The sequence below is a fragment of the Curtobacterium sp. AG1037 genome (genome assembly GCF_003349855.1).
Lineage (GTDB): Bacteria > Actinomycetota > Actinomycetes > Actinomycetales > Microbacteriaceae > Curtobacterium > Curtobacterium citreum.
Genome location: NZ_QQAO01000009.1, coordinates 64,578 through 85,334 on the forward strand (window position 1 = coordinate 64,578; position 20,757 = coordinate 85,334).

Annotated in this window: 22 protein-coding genes; 18 read left to right on the forward strand and 4 right to left on the reverse strand. The window is 73.7% G+C overall.

Annotated elements, in window-relative coordinates:
- Nucleotides 1-55 precede the first annotated feature (55 nt).
- The 3 genes from DEU32_RS13075 to DEU32_RS17250 all read left to right on the forward strand — a co-directional run bounded on the left by DEU32_RS13075 (nucleotide 56) and on the right by DEU32_RS17250 (nucleotide 994).
- A complete protein-coding gene (locus DEU32_RS13075) occupies nucleotides 56-598 on the forward strand; it encodes a MarR family winged helix-turn-helix transcriptional regulator (RefSeq protein WP_147281473.1) in 543 nt (180 codons plus the stop codon).
- Nucleotides 599-677: 79 nt separating this feature from the next.
- On the forward strand, nucleotides 678-827 hold the full coding sequence (locus DEU32_RS17245) for a hypothetical protein (protein ID WP_167510048.1): 150 nt from the start codon (nucleotides 678-680) through the stop codon (nucleotides 825-827).
- A 5-nt stretch (nucleotides 828-832) separates the two neighbouring features.
- A complete protein-coding gene (locus DEU32_RS17250; RefSeq protein WP_174778368.1) occupies nucleotides 833-994 on the forward strand; it encodes a hypothetical protein in 162 nt (53 codons plus the stop codon).
- A 67-nt stretch (nucleotides 995-1,061) separates the two neighbouring features.
- Here DEU32_RS17250 and DEU32_RS13085 read toward each other — a convergent pair whose 3' ends face one another.
- Complete coding sequence (locus tag DEU32_RS13085) at nucleotides 1,062-2,819, reverse strand: AMP-binding protein (RefSeq protein WP_114850938.1); 1,758 nt, start codon at nucleotides 2,817-2,819, stop codon at nucleotides 1,062-1,064.
- A gap of 70 nt (nucleotides 2,820-2,889) precedes the next feature.
- On the opposite strand from DEU32_RS13085, the gene DEU32_RS13090 reads away from it, so the two are divergent.
- The gene (locus DEU32_RS13090) at nucleotides 2,890-3,417 is read left to right on the forward strand and encodes a hypothetical protein (RefSeq protein ID WP_114850939.1); all 528 of its coding nucleotides are present in this window, start codon (nucleotides 2,890-2,892) and stop codon (nucleotides 3,415-3,417) included.
- Nucleotides 3,418-3,483: 66 nt separating this feature from the next.
- On the opposite strand, the gene DEU32_RS13095 is transcribed toward DEU32_RS13090, so the two are convergent.
- A complete protein-coding gene (locus tag DEU32_RS13095; RefSeq protein ID WP_309473793.1) occupies nucleotides 3,484-4,749 on the reverse strand; it encodes an APC family permease in 1,266 nt (421 codons plus the stop codon).
- A 138-nt stretch (nucleotides 4,750-4,887) separates the two neighbouring features.
- Between DEU32_RS13095 and DEU32_RS13100 the strand changes: the two genes are divergently transcribed.
- From DEU32_RS13100 to DEU32_RS13140, 9 genes are all read left to right on the forward strand, one after another.
- Nucleotides 4,888-5,451 carry an RNA polymerase sigma factor gene (locus tag DEU32_RS13100; protein WP_114851006.1) on the forward strand — a complete coding sequence of 188 codons (564 nt, stop codon included), beginning with the start codon at nucleotides 4,888-4,890 and terminating at the stop codon, nucleotides 5,449-5,451.
- Nucleotides 5,448-6,329 (forward strand): hypothetical protein, encoded by an 882-nt coding sequence (locus DEU32_RS13105; protein WP_114850941.1) that lies wholly within the window; start codon nucleotides 5,448-5,450, stop codon nucleotides 6,327-6,329. Before DEU32_RS13100 ends, DEU32_RS13105 begins: the two co-directional genes overlap by 4 nt.
- A 59-nt stretch (nucleotides 6,330-6,388) precedes the next feature.
- Nucleotides 6,389-7,369 (forward strand): aldo/keto reductase, encoded by a 981-nt coding sequence (locus DEU32_RS13110; RefSeq protein WP_114851007.1) that lies wholly within the window; start codon nucleotides 6,389-6,391, stop codon nucleotides 7,367-7,369.
- Nucleotides 7,366-7,980, forward strand: coding sequence for a hypothetical protein (locus DEU32_RS13115; protein WP_147281474.1), 615 nt, complete (start codon nucleotides 7,366-7,368; stop codon nucleotides 7,978-7,980). The genes DEU32_RS13110 and DEU32_RS13115 overlap by 4 nt, the downstream gene beginning before the upstream one ends.
- Before the next feature lie 50 nt (nucleotides 7,981-8,030).
- Complete coding sequence (locus DEU32_RS13120) at nucleotides 8,031-8,405, forward strand: holo-ACP synthase (protein ID WP_114850943.1); 375 nt, start codon at nucleotides 8,031-8,033, stop codon at nucleotides 8,403-8,405.
- Nucleotides 8,406-8,508: 103 nt separating this feature from the next.
- On the forward strand, nucleotides 8,509-8,829 hold the full coding sequence (locus DEU32_RS13125) for an acyl carrier protein (protein ID WP_114851008.1): 321 nt from the start codon (nucleotides 8,509-8,511) through the stop codon (nucleotides 8,827-8,829).
- Complete coding sequence (locus DEU32_RS13130) at nucleotides 8,826-10,106, forward strand: acyl-CoA dehydrogenase family protein (RefSeq protein ID WP_220152787.1); 1,281 nt, start codon at nucleotides 8,826-8,828, stop codon at nucleotides 10,104-10,106. The genes DEU32_RS13125 and DEU32_RS13130 overlap by 4 nt, the downstream gene beginning before the upstream one ends.
- Entirely contained in the window at nucleotides 10,103-11,065 is a 963-nt protein-coding gene (locus DEU32_RS13135) for an amino acid--[acyl-carrier-protein] ligase (protein ID WP_220152788.1), read from the forward strand. Before DEU32_RS13130 ends, DEU32_RS13135 begins: the two co-directional genes overlap by 4 nt.
- Complete coding sequence (locus tag DEU32_RS13140; RefSeq protein ID WP_114850944.1) at nucleotides 11,062-12,642, forward strand: alpha/beta fold hydrolase; 1,581 nt, start codon at nucleotides 11,062-11,064, stop codon at nucleotides 12,640-12,642. The genes DEU32_RS13135 and DEU32_RS13140 overlap by 4 nt, the downstream gene beginning before the upstream one ends.
- Before the next feature lie 17 nt (nucleotides 12,643-12,659).
- Here DEU32_RS13140 and DEU32_RS13145 read toward each other — a convergent pair whose 3' ends face one another.
- A complete protein-coding gene (locus DEU32_RS13145) occupies nucleotides 12,660-13,601 on the reverse strand; it encodes an alpha/beta fold hydrolase (RefSeq protein WP_114850945.1) in 942 nt (313 codons plus the stop codon).
- Complete coding sequence (locus DEU32_RS13150; protein WP_114850946.1) at nucleotides 13,574-14,062, reverse strand: peroxiredoxin; 489 nt, start codon at nucleotides 14,060-14,062, stop codon at nucleotides 13,574-13,576. The genes DEU32_RS13145 and DEU32_RS13150 overlap by 28 nt, the downstream gene beginning before the upstream one ends.
- A gap of 250 nt (nucleotides 14,063-14,312) precedes the next feature.
- Between DEU32_RS13150 and aceE the strand changes: the two genes are divergently transcribed.
- From aceE to DEU32_RS13175, 5 genes are all read left to right on the forward strand, one after another.
- Nucleotides 14,313-17,057: a pyruvate dehydrogenase (acetyl-transferring), homodimeric type gene (gene aceE, locus DEU32_RS13155; protein WP_114850947.1), complete on the forward strand. Its 2,745-nt coding sequence runs from the start codon at nucleotides 14,313-14,315 to the stop codon at nucleotides 17,055-17,057.
- A 7-nt stretch (nucleotides 17,058-17,064) separates the two neighbouring features.
- Entirely contained in the window at nucleotides 17,065-18,294 is a 1,230-nt protein-coding gene (locus tag DEU32_RS13160; protein ID WP_114850948.1) for a CdaR family transcriptional regulator, read from the forward strand.
- A 91-nt stretch (nucleotides 18,295-18,385) separates the two neighbouring features.
- On the forward strand, nucleotides 18,386-19,342 hold the full coding sequence (locus tag DEU32_RS13165; protein WP_114850949.1) for an ACP S-malonyltransferase: 957 nt from the start codon (nucleotides 18,386-18,388) through the stop codon (nucleotides 19,340-19,342).
- Nucleotides 19,339-20,394 (forward strand): beta-ketoacyl-ACP synthase III, encoded by a 1,056-nt coding sequence (locus DEU32_RS13170; protein WP_258554876.1) that lies wholly within the window; start codon nucleotides 19,339-19,341, stop codon nucleotides 20,392-20,394. The genes DEU32_RS13165 and DEU32_RS13170 overlap by 4 nt, the downstream gene beginning before the upstream one ends.
- An 83-nt stretch (nucleotides 20,395-20,477) precedes the next feature.
- Nucleotides 20,478-20,726 carry an acyl carrier protein gene (locus DEU32_RS13175; RefSeq protein WP_058741348.1) on the forward strand — a complete coding sequence of 83 codons (249 nt, stop codon included), beginning with the start codon at nucleotides 20,478-20,480 and terminating at the stop codon, nucleotides 20,724-20,726.
- Nucleotides 20,727-20,757: the final 31 nt, after the last annotated feature.

Below are 20,757 nucleotides of genomic sequence, written 5' to 3' on the forward strand. Positions count from 1 at the left end.
CGGTGCGGGCGCGGCCCCCGGTACTGTTCGGCGCACCGCAACAGGAGGTGTGATCGTGGCCGAAGGCGACACGTACGACGCGACGGGGTACTGGTACCCCGACCGGCCGTCCCGGTCCGGCGTCGAGGTCCTGACCCTGATGCGACGCTACCGCGCAGCCGAGGTCGCGATGCGCGAACGGACGCGGCGGTCGATGAAGATGAACGCCACGGACATGGAGGCGGTCCGTTTCCTCCTGCGCGCCGGCGAGCGTGACGAGCAGGTCCGCCCCGGCGACCTGGCGGCCCACCTCGGCATCACGTCCGCGTCGACCACCGCGGTGGTGAAGCGCCTGGTCGCCTCCGGGCACGCCGAGCGCCGACCGGACCCTGCGGACGGACGCGGCGCGCTGCTCGTCGCGACGGGGCACACGGACGAGGAGGTCCGGACCGAGCTCACCGACGTGCACGCCCGGATGATCGCCGCCGCCGAGCGGCTGTCACCCCAGACCGTCGACGAGATGGCCGGGTTCTTCACGGAGCTGATCGCCGCGATGGAGGCCGACGGGTCGGAGGCCCGTGATCCGCTGTCCCATATGCGTGCGCATTCAGATCAGTAGTTAGACAAACTAGAGAAACCGGCGCATGCTGGTCCCAGCCACCGCGACGGTGGTCTCCGACGACACGGAAGGGCCGGTCATGAGCACCATCGACGCGACACACTCGCAGTTCTCCGAGGTCCGCGAGGCAGCGAGGGGCCGACTGCTCGCCGCCGTCGCGACGAGTCTCGGCATCGTCGCCGTGACCGTCGCCACCGCTGCCGTGACCGTCGTCACCCTGGGGGCCTGAGAACGATGGTCCACCTCCGCGAACTCAGCGAGCTCCAGCGCCACCCGCACGAGTGGCACCGGCGCGGGATGCGCCACCCGGACGAGATCGACGCCCTCGTGCACCACCGCACGATCGGTGACGTGCCGCAGGAACCGTCGTACGGGGACTTCTTCCGCGCGGTCTGACACCGCGCCGGTCCGACGCCGCGCGGTCCGGCGCCGCGGCCCGCTCGGCTCAGCGCCGCGCGTTGGCTCAGCTCCGCCGGTCGTCCGCCTGACGGCCGACCGACCGCAGCTCCGGGAACTGCTCGTCCCGCCACTCCCCCGCCACCGGCACCCCGTCTGCCACGGCGCGCTCCTCGCGCTCCCGCAGCTCCACGCGCCGGATCTTCCCCGAGATCGTCTTCGGCAGCTCCGCGAACTCGACCCGGCGCACCCGGGCGTAGGCCGGCAGCGACGTCCGGGCGTGCTCGAGCACGGCGCGGGCGGTCTCGGCGGACGGCTCCCACCCGGCGGCGAGCGCCACGTAGGCCTTCACCACGGTGAGCCGGGCGTCGTCCGGAGCCGGGACGACCGCGCTCTCGGCGACCGCCGGGTGCTGCAGCAGGGCGCTCTCGACCTCGAACGGCGACACTTTGTAGTCGGAGGACTTGAACACGTCGTCGGTGCGCCCGATGAACGTCAGCTGTCCCTCGGCGTCCCGGCTCGCGATGTCGCCGGTGTGGAAGGACCCGTCGCGCATCGCGTCGTCGGTGCGGGCCGGGTCGCCGAGGTAGCCCGACATCAGGTTCGTCGGACGCTCGGCCAGGTCGAGGCAGACCTCACCCTCGTCACCCGGCTCGCCGGTGAGCGGGTCGAGCAGCACGACGGAGACGCCCGGCAGCGGCTGCCCCATCGCCCCCGGGGTGACCGGTGAGCCGGGGACGTTGCCGATGATCGCGGTCGTCTCGGTCTGCCCGTACCCGTCGCGGATGGTCAGCCCCCACGCCGCCTCGACCCGCGCGATGACCTCGGGGTTGAGCGGCTCACCCGCCGAGACGACCTCGCGCAGCGCCCGCGGCTTCGGCCCGAGGTCCGACTGCAGCAGCATCCGCCACGCGGTCGGCGGCGCGCAGAAGGTGTCGACGCCGTCCTGGTCGAGCCGGGCGAGGAGCCCCGCCGGGTCGAACCGCGGGGTGTCGTACACGTAGACGGTGGCCTCGGCGATCCAGGGCGAGAAGAAGCAGCTCCACGCGTGCTTGCCCCAGCCGGGCGAGCTGATCGCCAGGTGCACGTCACCAGGGCGCAGCCCCAGCCAGTGCATGGTGCTGAGGTGTCCGACCGGGTACGAGGTCTGCGAGTGCACGACCATCTTCGGCTTGGACGTCGTGCCCGAGGTGAAGTACACCAGGCACGGGTCGGTGGTCAGGGTCGTGACGGCCGGTCGCTGCTCGTCGGCCGGTGCGGGCTCGCCGAGGTCCGTCGGGTACGAGCGCCACCCGTCCACGTCGCCGCCGATCACGATGCGGGACTCCGCCCCGGTCACCCCGTCGAACTTCGGCGTCTCGCCGCGGTTCGTGACGACGTGTGCGACGTCGCCGCGGTCGACGCGGTCCTGCAGGTCCGCCGTGTCGAGCATGGTGGAGGTCGGCAGGATCACGGCGCCGAGCTTGATGACGGCGAGCATGGTCTCCCACAGCTCGAGCTGGTTGCCGAGCATGACGAGCACGTGGTCGCCCTTCCGGACGCCCCAGCGGTCCAGGTGCACCGCGAGCCGGTCCGACCGCGCAGCCATCTCGGCGTAGGTGGTGCGGGAACCGCCGTCCCCGTCGACGATCCACAGCGCCACCCGGTCGTTGTCCCGCGCGACCACGTCGAACCAGTCGGTCGCCCAGTTGAAGGTCGGGCCGAGGTCCGGCCACCGGAACGCACGGCGCGCGGCGTCGGCGCGGGCGGGGTCCTGCTCGTCGAGCACGGCGAGGAGCTCGTCCCGGGCGGCACGGTAGGCGGTGGTCGGGTTCGTGGTGGGCACCGGTCGATCATGCCCGATACGGGCGGGGATGCGCAGCGCTCCCGCACCGGACGAGGGTACGGTCGCTCGCGTGGACGGTGTCGGAGTGGTCGACGAGGCCGGGCGGCTGCGGCTTCTCGGTGCTGCCGTGGCGGGTGCCGCGTTCGGCGGGGTGCTCGCCGTGCTCCTCGCGTCGTCGTGGACGGCCGCGACCATCGGTCTGCTCGTCGGGGTCGGCGTCCCCGCGGGTGCGGTCGGCGCCGGGATCGGCGTGTGGTCGCAGCTCCGCAGTTGGCGCACCGCCGGCGGCTACGAGCAGAGCGTCCGCGCGCAGCGGTGGGTCGCCGACGGCGCCGTGCCGCCCGGTGTCCCCGCCGAGACCTGGGTGCCGCTGCTGCAGGCGCAGGCGGACCGCGAGGGGGCCGGCTGGAGCAAGATCGTGCTCTGCGTCCTGTGGAGCCTCATGACGTGGTCCGCCGAACCGCAGCACGGACCGGTCCTGACGGTCCTGCTCGTCGGCCTGTGGGTCGGCATCGGCGCCTGGTCGGCGCTCTGGGTGATCCCCCGGGCCCGCGCTGCGCGCGCGGTCCTCCGTCGCGGGGTCACCACCGTCCCCTGACCGGGTCGGCCTGGAGGCACGCCCCACCGCCGCCCCGCAGGTGCAGCCGCAGCATGGCCGGTCGGGTCAGCGCGGGGTCCGGGGCCGGACGCGCAGGCGAACCGCCCGCAGGACGAGACCGAGCAGGAGCACGACGGCCCCGGCGACCACCGAGGCGGTGGGCAGCGTCACGACGAGGACGACGCACCCGAGGACGCCGGCGGCTGCGAGGACCCGCGGAAACCGGCGGTGCGCACGGTCCTGTGTCCCCGCCGCGACGTTCGCGACCGCGTAGTAGAGCAGGACCCCGAACGCCGAGAACCCGATCGCACCGCGCAGGTCCGTGACGAGCACGAGCACCGCGACCACGACGCCGAGCAGCACCTCCGCACGGTGCGGGACGCGCGACCGAGGGTGCACGGCCGACAGCCACCCGGGCAGGTCGCCACCCCGCGCCATCGCGAGGCTCGTCCTGCCGATCCCCGCGACGATCGCGAGCAGCGCCCCGAGCGACGCCGCTGCGGCACCCACCCGCACCACGACCGGCCACGGTCCGCCGGGCAGTGCGGCGACGGCCGCGAGCGGCGCCGGCGTCGCCGCCGTCCCGAGCGGGCCGAGCGCGTGCAGGGTCGACACCGCGACCACCGCGTACACGACGAGTGCCGCACCGAGCGCGAGCGTCACGGCGCGCGGGATGGTCCGCGCAGGGTCGACGACCTCCTCGCCCATCGTCGCGATGCGTGCGTACCCGGCGAACGCGAAGAACAGGAACCCGGCGCCCTGCAGCACACCGAGCGGTGCCGCAGGGGGCACCGGGAGCGCGGTCGTCGGCGCGGTGTGCGTCAGCCCCACGACCACGACGGCGGCCAGGGCGACGAGCGACACGGTCACCAGGACGCGGGTGACGAGGGCGGTCCGCGTGACGCCGAGCAGGTTCACCGTGGTGAGCGCGACGACCGCGAGCACCCCGACCGGCTTCGTCCACGGACCCGGCGCGGCGTACGTGGCGAACGTCAGCGCCATCGCGGCGGCGCTCGCGGTCTTCCCGATGACGAAGCACCACCCCGCGGCGTACCCGGCCCACGGGCCCAGCCGCTCCCGCCCGTACACGTACGCGCCGCCGGAGGTCGGGTACTGGGCGGCGAGCTGCGCCGACGACGTGGCGTTGCAGAACGCGACGAACCCGGCGAACGCCAGGCTCAGCAGCAGCCAGCCGTGCGCGGCGGCCGCGGCGGGCGCGAACGCCGAGAACACCCCGGCGCCGACCATGGACCCCAGGCCGATCAGGACGGCGTCCGGCAGGGTCAGGCGGCGGGCGAGGGCGTCGGGTCGCGTGGGTCCGGGTCCGCTCACGGCACGATCCTGCCCTACCGCTCGGACGGACGCGCGGCGTGCCCCCTCGCGTCGGAGGAGATCGACTGGGATCGTCCGTCCGGGACGGCCGGACGGACACCGGGGGAACCGATCGCGGACGAGCGGACACACCAGGGCATGCAGGACGAACAGGACGACGCCGACTGGAGTCGCGCGCTCGGGGGCGACGGCGAGGCGTTCGGTCGGGTCTTCGACCGCCACCGGCACCGCGTGCTGCGCCACTGCCTCCGACTCGTGCCGGAGGGCTCCGATGCGGCGGACACCGTCGCCGTCGTGTTCCTCGAGGCGTGGCGCCTCCGCGAGCGGGTGCGCCTCGTGGAGGGCTCGGTCCTCCCGTGGCTGCTCCTCACCGCGACGAACACCGCGCGGAACCAGTCGCGGGCGGCTCGGCGGTACCGGGCGGCACTCGACCGGTTGCCGCCGCCGGAACCGGTCGCCGACCACGCCGAACGCGACCCGGACGGGCCGGCCGTCCGCGCCCTGCGCTCCCTGCCGCAGCGCGACCAGCAAGTCCTGGTCCTCGCCGTGCTCGAGGGCTACAGCGAACGCGAGGTGGCGACGGCGCTCGGCCTCCCGGCCGGGACCGTGAAGTCCCGGCTCTCCCGCGCGCGGAGGCGCCTCGCCGCAGCCCTCGACACCCCCACCACCCCGCGCACACGACCGAACGGAGCACGCTCATGACCAGCACCGGTGACGATGAGCCGACCACGAGCGAGCGCGACCACCCCACCTCGGCGCGGGATCAGGCGCTCCGGGCACTGCTCGTCCGGACTGTCGAGCAACCGTCGCGACGACGGCGCTGGCGCGCCGGGGCGATCGGCGGCGCGGTCCTCTCCGCGCTCGCCGGGGGCCTGGTCGGTGGCGCGGTGACGGCCGCCGCCGCCCCGGACCCGGAGGCCGCCGCCGCCCAGGCCGGGGCCCGCGCTGCGGTGCTCGGCGCCACACAGCCGTCCATGCACGTCGTCGGGGAACCCCGCGGCGTGATCGGGACCGGTGACGGCGCGCTCCGCGTCGGCTCCGTCCCCACCGGTGCCGAGCTGCTCGTGTGGTCACTGCGGTGCCGGTCGGACGGCGGCAGCACGAGCGTCGGTCCCGCCTCGTCACGGACGTCGGCGACGTGCACGACGGGACGCACCATCAACGGGTCGGTCCGGGTGGCGGACGTCGAGGGAGCCGACCTCACGGTCCGCACCGACGGCGGGACCGCGTGGACGCTCTCGGTCGGGTGGGTCCGGACGCCGCCGATGCCCGGGCCGAGTGCCGCGCAGCAGTACGAGCTCGCCGACGGTGTCGTCACCCGGTCCGAGTACCTCGCGGCCTTCCACCGCTTCCAGGGCTGCATGACCGCACGCGGCGACTCCCTCGGGGTCGTACCGGAGTCGTCGCTGTTCGTCGCCTACGGCGTGGACGACCAGGACGCCGGCGACCGGTGCGGCCGGGCCGAGTTCGACGAGGTCAGTGCCGCGTGGCAGGCGGAGCACCCGGCCCCGGCGGACGACGACGGCACCTGGGGCGCCCAGCCGTACGACCCGGCGGCCGATCCGCGGTACGCAGGATGAGCGGTCGGGGGACGGACAGACCGCGGCGACCCCACGGCGGCGTGACTACGCTCGGCAGCATGCAGAGTCGCACCCTCGGCCGTACCGGCCGCTCCGTGTCCGTCGTCGGTCTCGGCACCTGGCAGTTCGGCGGTGACTGGGGTCCCGTCAGCGAGCAGGACGCGAACGCCGTCATGGACGCCTCCGTCGAGGCCGGCGTCACCCTGTTCGACACCGCCGACGTGTACGGCGACGGGCGGAGCGAGCAGCTCATCGGCGCCTGGCGGCAGGACCACCCCGACGTCCCGCTGACCGTCACGACGAAGATGGGCCGCCGTGCCGAGCAGGTCCCGTCGAACTACGTCGCCGCGCACTTCCGCGAGTGGGTCGACCGCTCCCGGGCGAACCTGCGGCAGGACACCCTCGACCTGGTCCAGCTGCACTGCCCGCCGACGCCCGTCTACGAGGACGGCGCCGTGTACGACGCCCTCGACGCCCTCGTCGCCGACGGGTCCGTCGCCGCCTACGGTGTCTCCGTCGAGACCGCCGACCAGGCGCTCACGGCGATCGCCCGACCGAACGTGGCGACCGTGCAGGTCATCCTCAACGCCTTCCGTCTGAAGCCGCTGGACCGGGTGCTCCCCGCGGCGCGCGAGGCGGGCGTCGGCATCCTCGCCCGCGTCCCGCTCGCGTCGGGACTGCTCTCCGGCAAGTACACGACGGACACGACCTTCCCGGAGCAGGACCACCGCAACTACAACCGGCACGGCGAGGCCTTCGACCAGGGCGAGACCTTCAGCGGCGTCGACTTCGCCGACGGCGTGCAGGCCGCGCAGGCCTTCGCCACGGCGCTCCCGGAGGGCGTGTCGGTCCCGCAGGCCGCGCTCGCGTGGATCATCGCGCAGGACGGCGTCACCGCGGCGATCCCCGGGGCGCGCAACCCGGAGCAGGCCCGCTCGAACGCCGGCGCGGCGGACCTCGGCGAGGTGCCGGGGCTCGACGCCACGGTGCACGAGCTCTACGACCGGTGGTTCCGCGCCGCCGTGCACGACCGGTGGTGACGACCACACGGCCCGGCCGGGCCGGGGACCGCGCCCGAGGCGCCCGGCCGACGGCGCCCCGCGCCGTCGTCGTGACGCTCGTCGCGGCGGTCGCCGTCCTGCTGCTGGCCGTCTGCACGGCGCCGGCGGCGGGGACGACCCGCACCGTGCCTCCCTGGCCGGCGCCCACCGACCTGCAGACGCGAGCCGACGCGGCGGGCCTGCACGACGTGTGGGGCGAGCCGCTCGCGGAGCACGTGCACACGCACCTCACCATCCTGGACGGCGACGTGCCGGTGACGGTGCCGGCGAACGTCGGCCACTCCGACCGCGAACGGTTCGCCGCGGAGCTGCACACCCACGACACGTCGGGCATCCTGCACGTCGAGTCCCCCGAGCGACGGACGTTCACGCTCGGCCAGTTCTTCGACGAGTGGGACGTGTCGCTCGGCGCCGGGCACGTCGGCGGGCTGCGGGGCGAACTCACCGTCTGGGTCGACGGCCACCGATACCTCGGCAACCCGCGCTCGATCGCACTGACCGACCGCCGGCAGATCGTGCTCGCCGTGACCGGGATCGGGCAGGCCCCGCACCTGCCGCAACCGTTCGACTGGCCGCCGCAGTACCGCTGAACCGTCCAGGCAACCAGGGGTGCGCGCCCACGCCGTACGCTCGCACCGTGATGGCCATCCGCACCGGCACCGACCTCGCCGCCGTCGACGACGTCGTCGCGGCCGTCGCCGCACACGGCGAGCGCTACCTGTCCCGCGTCTTCACCGACCGGGAACGTGCCGATGCCGGGGACGACCCGGAACGCCTGACCGCCCGGTTCGCCGGGAAGGAGGCGGTGCTCAAGCTGCTCCGTCCCGCCCGCGACGAGGCGGTCCCGCTCCGCGACGTCGCGATCGTGCTCGACGCGGACGGCGCCCCCACGGTGGAGCTGTCCGGCCGGGCCGCGGCGCTCGCGGACACCATCGGCTGCGGTCCGATCGCGGTGTCGCTGTCCCACGAACGGGGACTCGCGGTCGCGACCGCGGTCGCCCTGACCGAGCGCTGACGACGACCACACCGGCGCCCGTCCCGAGCGGCCCCGCAGGCGTGCGGTTTCCCGCACCCGCACGGCGGCTTCCCGAGGCTCGCTCGTCCCTATGGTGGCGGGCATGGACCAGGACCCGAACCCCGTCGCCACCGCTGTCGCACCCGACGCCAGCGAGGTCGAGCAGGTCGTGCGCGGCGCCCTGGCGGACCACGGCCGGCTCGCCGTGGACGCCCGGGACGTCGCCTCGATCGCGGACCTCTACACGCTCGGTCTGACCTCGCACGCCTCGGTGACCGTGATGCTCGCGATCGAGGACGACCTCGACACCGAGTTCCCGGACGCGCTGCTGCACCGCTCCACCTTCGCCACGGTCGAGGCCCTCGTCGCCGCGGCCACCACGGCGCTCGTCGGCACCGGCACCCCGACGGGGGCGGCAGCGTGAGCGCCCCGGTGCTCGACCGCCCCGCCGGGTCGGGGCCAGCTGCCCCGGCCGCCGCGGTCGCACCGGCCGCCTCGGCCACTCCCGCCGCCGCGGTCGCAACGGCACCGGCCGTCGCGGACGCTCCGGCTCCTCCGGACCGCTTCGCCGAGCGCGCCGCCCGCGTCGCCGAGGTCGCCGCCCGCCACGCGGACGAGGTCGACCGGGACGCCCGACCCCCGCGCGAGGCCATCGTCGCGATGCGCGAGCACGGCCTGCTCGCCGCCGCGGTGCCCGTCCGGCTCGGTGGCGAGGGCGCGACCCTCGCCGAACTCTCCCGCATCGCGACCACCCTCGGCCGCTCGTGCGCCGCCACCGGCATGGTGTTCGCGATGCACCACGGCCAGGCGATGGCGCTCTGGCGACACGGCGGCCCCTCGAACGGGATCGCCCGCACGGTCGAAGCCGTCCGTGACGGGGCGCTCGTGGCGTCCGCGACCACCGAGCGCGGCGTCGGCGGCGACACCCGCCGCAGCACCTGCGCCGTCGAGACGTCCGCCGACGGCCGCGTGCACCTGCGCAAGGACGCGCCGGTGATCTCGTACGCCACCGAGGCCGACGCGGTCCTCGTCACCGCCCGCCGCTCCCCCGACGCGGCGCCGTCCGACCAGCGCCTGGTCGTCTGCCTGCCCTCGGACACCACGCTGACGCAGACGTCGACGTGGGACACCCTCGGCCTCCGCGGGACCTGCAGCCACGGCTGGGTGCTCGACGCCGCTACGGACGCCGACCTCGTGCTCCCGGAGGACTACGCCACGATCTCCGCGACGACGGTCCTCCCGGTCTCGCACGTCCTGTGGGCCTCGGTCTGGCTCGGCATCGCCGCCGACGCCGCCGACCGTGCCCGCGCGGCCGTCCGGAAGCAGGCCCGCGCCTCGCTCGGCACGACCCCGCCGTCCGCCCTGCGCCTCGCCGAGCTGCTCGTCGACCTGCAGGCGCTCGGCGACACCGTCCGCCGGTCGGCCGACCGCTTCGACGAGGCCGCCGACGACCCGGAGACCCTCGGATCACCCGCCCACGCCCTCGCCGCGAACGCGCTCAAGGTCGGCGCCTCCGAGCGCGTCACCGACCTCGTCACCCGGGCCCTCCGCATCGTCGGGATCGCCGGGTACGCCGCGAGCGGCCCGACCAGCCTCGGCCGCCACCTCCGCGACGCGCACGGCGCCGCGGTGATGGTGGCGAACGACCGACTCCTCGCCGCCGACGCCGACCTCGCCCTCATGACGGGAGCACTGCTGTGACCATCACCCAGCCCACCGAACAACAGCACACCGCCCAGGCCCCCACCGCGCTCGACGCCGCGCGCGCCGACCTCCGCGGGCGCCTGATCGCCGACGGGGTCCTGCTCGCCCTCGGCTCCCCCGGTCTCTACGGCCGCACGGGCGTCTTCGAGCGCGTGTACGCCGCCGTCGACGCCGCCGCGGTCCGGAGCCAGGCCGACCTCGACGCCGACGTCCTGCGCTTCCCGCCCGTCGAGCCCCTCGCCGCCTTCGAGCGCACCGACTACATCGCGTCCTTCCCGGACCTCGCGGCCGCGGTGTCGGGCTTCACGGGCGACGACCGCGCCCACCGCGCACTCCTGGCGGCCCGCGACCGTGGCGAGCGCTGGGAGTCGTTCCTCGAGCCGGCCGACCTCATGCTGACCCCGGCGGTCTGCCACCCCGTCTACGGGCTGATCGACGACGTCGTGCCCGCCGGCGGTCGGAACCTCGACGTCCTCGGGGACTCGTTCCGCCGCGAGCCGTCGCTCGACCCGATGCGTCTGCAGGCCTTCCACATGCACGAGTTCGTGCACGTCGGCACCCCGGCGTCCGCCCGGGCGCACCGTGACGACCGCATCCCGGGCATGCGCGCGCTGCTCGAGTCCTTCGGTCTCGGCATCGACGTCGTCCCCGCGAACGACCCGTTCTTCGGACGGGTGGGGCAGGTCCTCGCCCGCAACCAGGTCGAGCAGTCGCTCAAGTTCGAGTTCGTCACGCACGTGTACGGCCCGGACCTGCCCGAGACGGCGATCAGCTCGGCGAACCTGCACGAGGACCACTTCGGCACGTCGTTCGGCCTGCGGACCGAGGACGGCGCGGTCGCGCACAGCGCCTGCCTGGCCTTCGGTCTCGAGCGCATCACGATCGCCCTGTTCGCGCTGCACGGCACCGCTCCGGACCGCTGGGACGGCGACGTCCGCGCGGCCCTCGGCCTGTGAACACGTACCACGGTTGGTCCGGTCGTCCCGCGATGCGGGTCGCCGTCCAGCTCCCCGACGCCGCACGCGCCGGTGTCGTCCTCTGCCCGCCGCTCGGGCAGGAGGGCGTGATCGCGTACCGCACGCTCCGCCTGCTGGCGGACGGCCTGGAGGATCGTGGCGTGGCCTCGGTGCGCTACGACCCGTCCGGACGTGGCGACTCCGCCGACGACCCGGCACCCGACGCGCAGGTGCGGTCGGCCCGGCACGCGGCGGCGCTGCTCCGCCGCGCGGGCGTCGACCACATCGCCTTCGTCGGGCTCGCCTCGGCCGGGCTCGTCGCGGCGACCGCCGCGAGGGACGACGACGCGCTCGTCGTCTGGGACGCCCCGGCCTCGGGCCGAGCATGGCTCCGGGGCCAGCGTGCCCTCGCGGCCGTGTCGGTCAGCGGCGCACTCACGGTGGACGGGGTCGAGTCGCTCGTCGGGATCGACCTCCCGCCGGCCGAGGTCGCGGTCGTCGAGGCACTGACCTACCCGGCGCGGAGCGGTCCGACGATCGCGGTCGTCCGGCCCGGCTCCCGCGCGCCCCGGGCCCTCGGGTCGGCCGAGGTGCTCGAGGTCCCGGGCACCGCGGAGCTGCTCGACGGCACGAGCATCGACGCGCGGATCCCCGGGGCAGCGGTCGCCAGGATCGTCGACCGGCTGGACGCCTGGGCACCCGCGGTCGCGACGTCGACCACGGCGCCGGCGCTCGACGAGGTCCTGGACGTCGACGACCGCGTCGCCGAGCGCATCCTCCGGATCGGCCCGCACGGGCTGTTCGCCGTCGAGACGGTGTCGTCGGCGCAGGACGAGGACGCCCCCGTCGTCGTCCTGCACAACGGCGGCGCCGAACACCGCACGGGCGCCACCGACTACCAGGTCGACCTCGCCCGGGTCCTGGCCCGCGACGGCGTCCGGGTGGTCCGGGTCGACCGCCGTGGCACGGGCGAGAGCTCACCGGTGCACGCGGACGAGCAGGCGTTCCTGTTCGCCCAGGAGTGGCTGGACGACCAGCGAGCCGTCGTGGCCGCGTTGCGCGTGCCCGCCGAGCGACTGGCGATCGTCGGGATGTGCGCCGGCGCCTGGCTCGCCGGCCGGGCGGTCGAGGAGCACCCGCGGCTCGTCGTCGAGATCAGCCCGAACGACTACCGCCGCACCCCGGCCGCGCCGGGGTCGTACGCCGAGACCGCACAGGGGGTCGCGGACGCCTCCCCGCTGCGCCGCTGGCTGCGTGGTCCGTACAACCGCTGGGTCCCGGCCGGTCTCCGCGACCGCATCGCCCGTCGGGGTGCGCTGGGCAGTGTGGTCGGCCACCTCGGACCCGTCCTCGACCGTGGCACCGACGTCGTGGTCGTGGCCACCCCCGAGGACGTCGCACTGTTCGACCGGTTCGGCGGGCGCCGTGCGGTCCGACGGTGGGGCGCCCGGCTGACCGTCGTCGAGGTCCCGGACGGCGACCACGCGCTCTTCTCGCCCGGGATGCGACGGACCGTCGTCGCCGAGGTGCGGTCGCGGGTCGCCGAGACGTTCCCGGCGCGGGCGCTGTCCCGCTGAACGCGTCAGGACGTCCGTCAGGGGGTCGGCAGCAGCCCGGTGAACCGAGCGACGGCGGCGGGGTGCTCGACGTGCGCGAAGTGCCCGCAGTCCTCGAGCACCGCCGTGCGCACGGCGGGCAGGAGAGCGCGCAGGTCGGCGAGGTCCGACGGACGGGCGAACACGTCCCCGCGTCCGACGACCGCGGCGACCGGCACGCTGACCGTCCGCCAGCCGTCGACGTCGTACCCCGCGGCGGCGCGGGCGGTCAGGGCGAACAGCTCCGGGCGGAACTCCTGCACGAACGCATCGAGCACGCTCCGGTCGAGCCGCCGCACGTGGGCGAACACCGGGGCGGCCAGCAGCGGCAGCACCCCGACCCGGGCGAGCCCGCGGAGCATGCCCCGGGCGGCACCACCCGTGACGAGCACCCCCGCGCGGAGCAGCGTGAACGCCGGCAGCGTCCGGAGCGCGCACAGCGGGTGGGCGGCGGCGCGGACCGTCGCCGTCGTGGTCCCGGAGACCAGACCGAGCGAGCGCACCCGGTCGGGGGCCGTGCGGGCCAGGTGGAGCGCGACGAACGCGCCCATCGAGTGCCCGACGACGTCCGCGGTGGCCACCCCGAGCGCATCGAGCACGTCCACGACCACGCGGGCGCCCGCGTCGACGTCCACCGGGCGCTCCGGCGGCGGCGACGCGCCCCAGCCCGGCAGGTCGAGGAGCACCAGGCCCCGGTCGCCGACGCCGTCAGCGGCCCGGAGCACCGGCGTCCAGGTCGTCCACGACCCCGCGACGCCGTGCAGCAGCACGACGGGACGCGGACCCGGTCGGTGGTGCACCACGACCAGGCCGACGCCGGTCGACACGACCGTGCGCTGCAGCGACCACGTGGTCGGGTCGGCCGTCACCGGGTACGGCGCGTAGTGCTCGTCCAGGCGACCGGGGCGGAGGTTCAGCCGACCGGGACGGGCGCGGTGCACGCGGCGAGCCGGTCGAGCGCCGCGCGGTACTCGGCGACGTCGCGCTGCAGTCCGGGCTCGGTGATGATCGACGCCTTGATGCGGCCCTGCACGTCGATGACGAAGGTCGCGCGGGTGGCGAAGCCCTTCTTCTCGAGGAAGACGCCGTACTCCTTCGAGACGGCACCGTGCGGCCAGAAGTCGGCGAGGAGCTCGAAGTCGTACCCGTGCTGCTCCGCGAACGACCGCAGCGTGGCCTTCGAGTCGACGGAGACGCCGATGAGCTCGACCCGCTGGTCCTGGAACATCGCGATGTTGTCCTGCAGGGCGCACAGCTCGTTGGTGCAGCCCGACGAGAACGCGAGGGGGAAGAAGACGAGGGCGACCGGGCGGACGCCACGGAAATCGCTGAGGCGGACGTGCTCCCCGAACTGGTTCGGGAGTTCGAAGTCCGGCGCGATCGAGCCGATCTCCAGGGCCATCGGTGCGTGCTTCTTCCTCGGGCGTGGGGTGTGCCCGTGTCGCGTGCGCAGGCGCGGGTCGCGCGTGCACGATCGGCAATCGTACGCCGACGGCACCCGAATGCAAGCGCGTGTCCACCTGCGCGTCACCATCAGGCTGCCGGTCGGTGGTGGGGCCTAGAGTGGTGTGGGTTTCCCCGCCGGTCGCGACCCGACCCGACCCGAACGGGAACCACCATGTCCACCACCACGAGAACGAACGAGGTCAAGGGTGACGGTGAACGACCAGGACCCGCGCAGCACCGCAGGGACCGACCAGGACCCGGAGGAGACCGCAGAGTGGCGTGAATCGCTCGACGGTCTCGTCGCGACGCACGGCCACCAGCGGGCCCGCGAGATCATGCAGAGCCTGCTGAAGCGCTCGAACGAGCTGCACCTCGGCGTGCCGATGGTCCCGACGACCGACTACGTCAACACGATCGCGCCGGAGGACGAGCCGGAGTTCCCCGGCGACGAAGAACTCGAGCGCCGCTACCGCCGGTGGATCCGCTGGAACGCCGCGATCACCGTGCACCGCGCGCAGCGCCCCGGCATCGCCGTCGGCGGCCACATCTCGACCTACGCGTCGAGCGCCGCGATGTACGAGGTCGGCTACAACCACTTCTTCCGCGCGCAGGACCACGCGTCCGGCGGCGACCAGGTGTTCTTCCAGGGCCACGCCTCCCCCGGCATGTACGCCCGCGCCTACATGGAAGGCCGCCTCAGCGAGGACCAGCTCGACGGCTTCCGCCAGGAGAAGTCGCACGCCGGCGGCGGCCTGTCGTCGTACCCGCACCCGCGCCTCATGCCGCACTTCTGGCAGTTCCCGACCGTGTCGATGGGCATCGGCCCGATCAACGCGATCTACCAGGCCCAGCAGGCCAAGTACCTCACCAACCGCGGCATCAAGGACGCCGGCGACCAGCAGGTCTGGGCGTTCCTCGGCGACGGCGAGATGGACGAGGTCGAGTCGCGCGGTCAGCTGCAGGTCGCGGCGAACGACGGGCTCGACAACCTGAACTTCGTCATCAACTGCAACCTCCAGCGCCTCGACGGCCCGGTACGCGGCAACGGCAAGATCATCCAGGAGCTCGAGGCGTTCTTCCGCGGTGCCGGCTGGAACGTCATCAAGGTCGTCTGGGGCCGCGAGTGGGACGACCTGCTCGCCCGCGACACCGACGGCGCGCTGCTCAACCTCATGAACGCCACGCCGGACGGCGACTACCAGACGTACAAGGCCGAGAACGGCGCCTACGTGCGCGAGAACTTCTTCGGGCGCGACCCGAAGGCGCTCGAACTGGTCAAGGACTACTCGGACGACCAGATCTGGAACCTCAAGCGCGGTGGCCACGACTACCGCAAGGTCTACGCCGCGTTCAAGGCCGCGACCGAGCACAAGGGCCAGCCGACCGTCATCCTCGCGAAGACCGTCAAGGGCTACGGCCTCGGCCCGAGCTTCGAGGGCCGCAACGCGACTCACCAGATGAAGAAGCTCACGCTCGACAACCTCAAGCAGTTCCGCGACGAGATGCGCATCCCGATCTCCGACGCGCAGCTCGAGGAGAACCCCTACACGCCGCCGTACTACCACCCGGGCAATGACGACGAGGCGATCCAGTACATGCACGAGCGTCGTCGCGAGCTCGGCGGGTACGTGCCGGAGCGCCGGACGAAGTACACGCAGTTCACCCTGCCCGAGGACGCGAAGTACCAGGTCGTGAAGAAGGGCTCCGGCAAGCAGGAGGTCGCCACGACCATGGCGTTCGCGCGCCTGCTGAAGGACCTGCTCCGGTCCCCGGACTTCGGCGACCGCGTGGTCCCGATCATCCCGGACGAAGCACGCACGTTCGGCATGGACGCGTACTTCCCGACCGCGAAGATCTACAACCCGAACGGCCAGCACTACACGTCGGTCGACCGCGAGCTCCTCCTGGCCTACAAGGAGAGCCCGCAGGGCCAGATCGTGCACGTCGGCATCAACGAGGCGGGCGCCCTCGCGGCGTTCACCGCGGTCGGCACCTCGTACTCGACGCAGGGCGAACCGCTCATCCCGGTCTACGTCTTCTACTCGCAGTTCGGGTTCCAGCGCACCGGCGACGCGATCTGGGCCGCAGGCGACCAGATGGCCCGCGGCTTCATGATCGGCGCCACGGCCGGCCGCACCACGCTGACCGGCGAGGGCCTGCAGCACGCCGACGGCCACTCGTTGCTCCTCGCCGCGACGAACCCGGCGGTCGTGTCCTACGACCCGGCGTACGGCTACGAGATCGGGCACATCGTCCGCTCCGGCCTCGAGCGCATGTACGGCACGAACGAGGACGGCTCGCCGAAGCACGCCGACCCGAACGTCATGTACTACCTCACGGTCTACAACGAGCCGCTCGTGCAGCCGGCCGAGCCCGAGGGCGTCGACGTCGAGGGCATCGTGAAGGGCATGTACCTGCTCAAGCCGAGCGAGCACGACGGCCCGAAGGCCCAGCTGCTCGCGTCCGGTGTCGCGGTGCCGTGGATCCTCGAGGCGCAGCAGCTCCTCGCCGAGGACTGGGGCGTGTCCGCCGACGTCTGGAGCGTCACGAGCTGGGGTGAGCTGTACCGCGACGGTCTCGACGCGGAGCAGCACGCGTTCCTCAACCCGAACGAGCAGCCGCGCACCCCGTACGTGACCGAGCGCCTGCTCGGCACCGAGGGCCCGGTCGTCGCCGTGAGCGACTTCATGCACCAGGTCCAGGAGCAGATCCGCCCGTTCGTGCCGACCGACTACGCCACGCTCGGCGCCGACGGCTTCGGCTTCTCGGACACGCGTCCGGCCGCCCGCCGCTTCTTCCACATCGACGGCCCCTCGGTCGTCGTGCGGACGCTGCAGCAGCTCGCCCGCCAGGGCAAGGTCGACCAGGCCGTCGTCCAGCAGGCGATCGACCGCTACCGCCTGCACGACGTCACCGCCGGCACGACCGGCAGCGCTGGCGGCGAGAGCTGATCAGCAGGTGAGCACCCCCCGCACCGACACCGCCGTGGGCCGGGAGAGCGATCGCGACCGCGCGCTCTCCTGGCTCCGGCAGGTGTCGGGCGAACTCTCGACCGCGACGATCAAGCGGCTCGAGGACACCCTCCCGTGGTACAGCGAGATGCCCCCGGGGCGCCGCTCGGCCGTCGGGCTCGTGGCACAAGCCGGCATCACGTCGTTCATCTCGTGGCTCGAGGGCAGCGCGTCGACGCCGTGGATCGCAGCCGCCGACGTGTTCGGCTCCGCGCCGCGCGAGCTCCTCCGCTCGGTGAGCCTGCAGCAGACCCTGCAGCTCATCCGCGTGGTGGTCACCGTCGTCGAGGAACGCGCCAAGGACGACGAGATGCTGCAGGAGGCGATCCTGAAGTACTCGCGGGACATCGCCTTCGCCGCCGCCGACGTCTACGCCCGCGCGGCCGAGGCCCGTGGGCTCTGGGACGCGCGGCTCGAGGCCCTCGTCGTCGACTCCATCCTGTCCGGCGAGTACGACGACGAACTGCCCTCCCGCATCGCCGCGCTCGGCTGGCACGGCCACGGCGAGGTCGCGGTCCTCGTCGGCAACGCCCCGAAGCAGCTCGAGGTCGACCAGATCCGGCGGACCGCACGGCACATGGACGCCGACGTGCTCATCGGCGTGCAGGGATCGCGGCTCGTGGTCGTCATCGGCCGTGCCACCCCGCGGGACGACGTCCCCGAGGGCGAGGAACCCGTCTCCTTCACCGCCATCGCCCAGGCCCTCGAACCGTCGTTCGGCGAGGGCCACCTGGTCCTCGGCAACGAGGTCCCCGGGGTCGTCGACGCGTCGACCAGCGCGAAGGGCGCCCTCGCCGGGTTCGCCGTCGCGCGGGCCTGGCGCGGCGCCCCACGCCCGGCGCTGGCGGACGACCTGCTGCCCGAACGGGCCCTCGCCGGCGACCCGCTGGCCCGGTCCGCCCTCGTCCAGCGCATCTACGTGCCGCTCAAGGACCAGTCCACCGAGCTCCTCCAGACGCTCTGGTGCTACCTGGACACCGGTCGGTCGCTCGAGGCCACGGCCCGCGAGCTCTTCGTGCACCCGAACACCGTCCGCTACCGTCTCCGCCGCGTGGCCGACGTCATCGGGTGGGACGCCACGCACGCCCGCGACGCCCTGATCGTGCAGTCGGCGCTCATCCTCGGCGCGATGTCGGAGTCGAGCACCGGCCGACGTCGGCCCCCGACGCGACGATAGGGCGCGACGATAGGGATCGCACAAGGTCTCCGGCGGATCGCTGTCGGAAGTCCACACGCTCCTCGGCCGCCGCGGCAGGAAGGATCGATGGGTGATCGTCGTCGTCGCGCCCGGACAGGGCTCCCAGACCCCCGGCTTCCTCGCCCCCTGGCTCGAGGACGCCGCCGTCCGTGACCGCGTCGGTGCGTGGTCCGACGCGATCGGCGTCGATCTCGCGCACCACGGCACCGAGTCCGACGCCGACACCATCAAGGACACCGCGCTCGCGCAGCCGCTCATCGTGGCCGCGGGTCTGGTGACCGCCGACGCCCTGCTCGCCGACGGCCGCCGTGCCCTCGTCGGCGGGGTCGCCGGCCACTCGGTGGGCGAGTTCACCGCCGCAGCCGTCGCCGGGGTCCTCGAGCCGACCGACGCCGTGTCGCTCGTCGCCGAGCGCGGCCGGGCCATGGCCGACGCCGCCGCCCTCGAACCGACCTCGATGGCCGCCGTCCTCGGGGGCGACCCGGACGCGGTCGCCGCGGCGCTCGAGCAGCACGGCCTCGTCCCCGCGAACCACAACGGCGGCGGTCAGACCGTCGTCGCCGGTCCCGCCGACGGCATCGCCGCCCTCGCCGCCGAGCCGCCCGCCAAGGCCCGCGTCATCCCGCTCGCGGTCGCCGGCGCCTTCCACACGCGGTACATGGCCCCCGCCGTCGCCCGTGTCGCCCCGGTCGCGGCCGCCGCCTCCGCAGACGACCCGAGCCTGCCGATCTGGACGAACGCCGACGGCTCCCGCGTCGACGACGGCCGCCGCTTCGTCGACCTGATGGTCCAGCAGATCGAGAACCCCGTGCACTGGGACGCCGTGATGGAATCCTTCGCCGCCGCCGGCGTCACCGGCATCATCGAACTGGCCCCGGCCGGTGCCCTCGTCGGTCTCGCGAAGCGCGGCCTCCGCGGCACCCCGACCGTGGCGATCAAGACCCCCGACGACCTGCCCGCCGCCGTCGAGCTCCTGGAGCGCGACCGCGACCAGTCCGCAGGCCAGGAAGCAGACGCAACCGCATGACCGACGCGACCACGCCGTCCCCCGCGACCGACGGGACGGCCGTTCCCCGAGCCTCCCGTCCGCTGCTGCAGCAGCGTCGCGGCCACGAGTTCACCCGCATCCTCGCGTTCGGCGCCGCCCGCGGCGAGAACGTCGTGCCGAACGACGACCTCGTCGGCCCGATCGACTCCTCCGACGAGTGGATCCGGCAGCGCACCGGCATCGTGACCCGCAAGCGCGCGGGCGCAGACGTCGAAGCGGTCGACCTCGCCGAGGCCGCCGCGCGCGAGGCGATCGCGAAGGCCGGCATCGAGCCGTCGCAGATCGGCGTCGTGCTCGTCAGCACCGTCACGCACACCGTCGCGACCCCGTCGATGGCGTCCCTGCTCGCCGAGCGCATCGGCGCCACCCCGGCCGCGGCGTACGACGTCAGCGCCGCGTGCGCCGGCTACGCGTACGGCATCGCCCAGGCCGACTCGTTCATCAAGTCCGGTCTCGCCGACCACGTGCTCGTCGTCGGCGCCGAGAAGCTCAGCGACGTCGTCGACCCGACCGACCGTTCCATCTCGTTCCTCCTCGGTGACGGGGCGGGCGCGGCCGTGGTCGGCCCGAGCGACTTCCCCGGCATCGCCCCGACGATCTGGGGCTCGGACGGCTCGAAGTGGGACGCGATCGGCATGACCGCGACCTACAACGAGTGGGCCGCCGGCGCACCCCGACCGACCATGCGCCAGGCCGGACAAACGGTCTTCCGCTGGGCCGTGTGGGAGATGGTCAAGGTCGCCCGCCAGGCACTCGAGACCGCCGGGGTCCGCCCCGAGGACCTCGCCGCCTTCGTGCCGCACCAGGCGAACATCCGGATCATCGACGAGTTCGCCAAGCAGCTCGGCCTGCCGGACACGGTGACGATCGCCCGCGACATCACCACGACCGGCAACACCTCCGCCGCGAGCATCCCGCTCGCCACGCACCGCCTGCTCGAGGAGCACCCGGAACTGTCGGGCGGCCTCGCCCTGCAGATCGGCTTCGGCGCCGGACTCGTGTTCGGTGCCCAGGTGGTCGTCCTCCCCTAGTCCCCCGCGCCTCCGCGCACGGACCGAGCCCGTGCCCTAGGCTGTCCCACGGTCAAACGACACCCCCCTCAAGGAGAACCCTCATGGCCCTGTCCAACGAAGAAGTCCTCGCCGGCCTGGCCGAGCTGATCAACGACGAGACCGGCATCGCGACCGACACCGTCGCCGCCGACAAGTCGTTCACCGACGACCTCGACATCGACTCGATCTCGATGATGACCATCGTCGTGAACGCCGAGGAGAAGTTCGACGTGAAGATCCCGGACGAAGAGGTCAAGAACCTCAAGACCGTGGGCGACGCCGTCGACTTCATCGTCAAGGCGCAGGCCTGACGCGAGCTTCCTGAGCGCCGCGGCCCCGGCG

Bases quoted from the DNA above. Each gene is read 5' to 3' on its own strand.
- DEU32_RS17245 (WP_167510048.1), top strand. From the start codon at position 678: ATGAGCACCATCGACGCGACACACTCGCAGTTCTCCGAGGTCCGCGAG.
- DEU32_RS13105 (WP_114850941.1), top strand. From the start codon at position 5,448: ATGACCAGCACCGGTGACGATGAGCCGACCACGAGCGAGCGCGACCAC.
- DEU32_RS13175 (WP_058741348.1), top strand. From the start codon at position 20,478: ATGGCCCTGTCCAACGAAGAAGTCCTCGCCGGCCTGGCCGAGCTGATC.
- DEU32_RS13100 (WP_114851006.1), top strand. From the start codon at position 4,888: ATGCAGGACGAACAGGACGACGCCGACTGGAGTCGCGCGCTCGGGGGC.
- DEU32_RS13150 (WP_114850946.1), bottom strand. From the start codon at position 14,062: ATGGCCCTGGAGATCGGCTCGATCGCGCCGGACTTCGAACTCCCGAAC.
- DEU32_RS13110 (WP_114851007.1), top strand. From the start codon at position 6,389: ATGCAGAGTCGCACCCTCGGCCGTACCGGCCGCTCCGTGTCCGTCGTC.
- DEU32_RS13125 (WP_114851008.1), top strand. From the start codon at position 8,509: ATGGACCAGGACCCGAACCCCGTCGCCACCGCTGTCGCACCCGACGCC.
- DEU32_RS17250 (WP_174778368.1), top strand. From the start codon at position 833: ATGGTCCACCTCCGCGAACTCAGCGAGCTCCAGCGCCACCCGCACGAG.
- DEU32_RS13170 (WP_258554876.1), top strand. From the start codon at position 19,339: ATGACCGACGCGACCACGCCGTCCCCCGCGACCGACGGGACGGCCGTT.
- DEU32_RS13120 (WP_114850943.1), top strand. From the start codon at position 8,031: ATGGCCATCCGCACCGGCACCGACCTCGCCGCCGTCGACGACGTCGTC.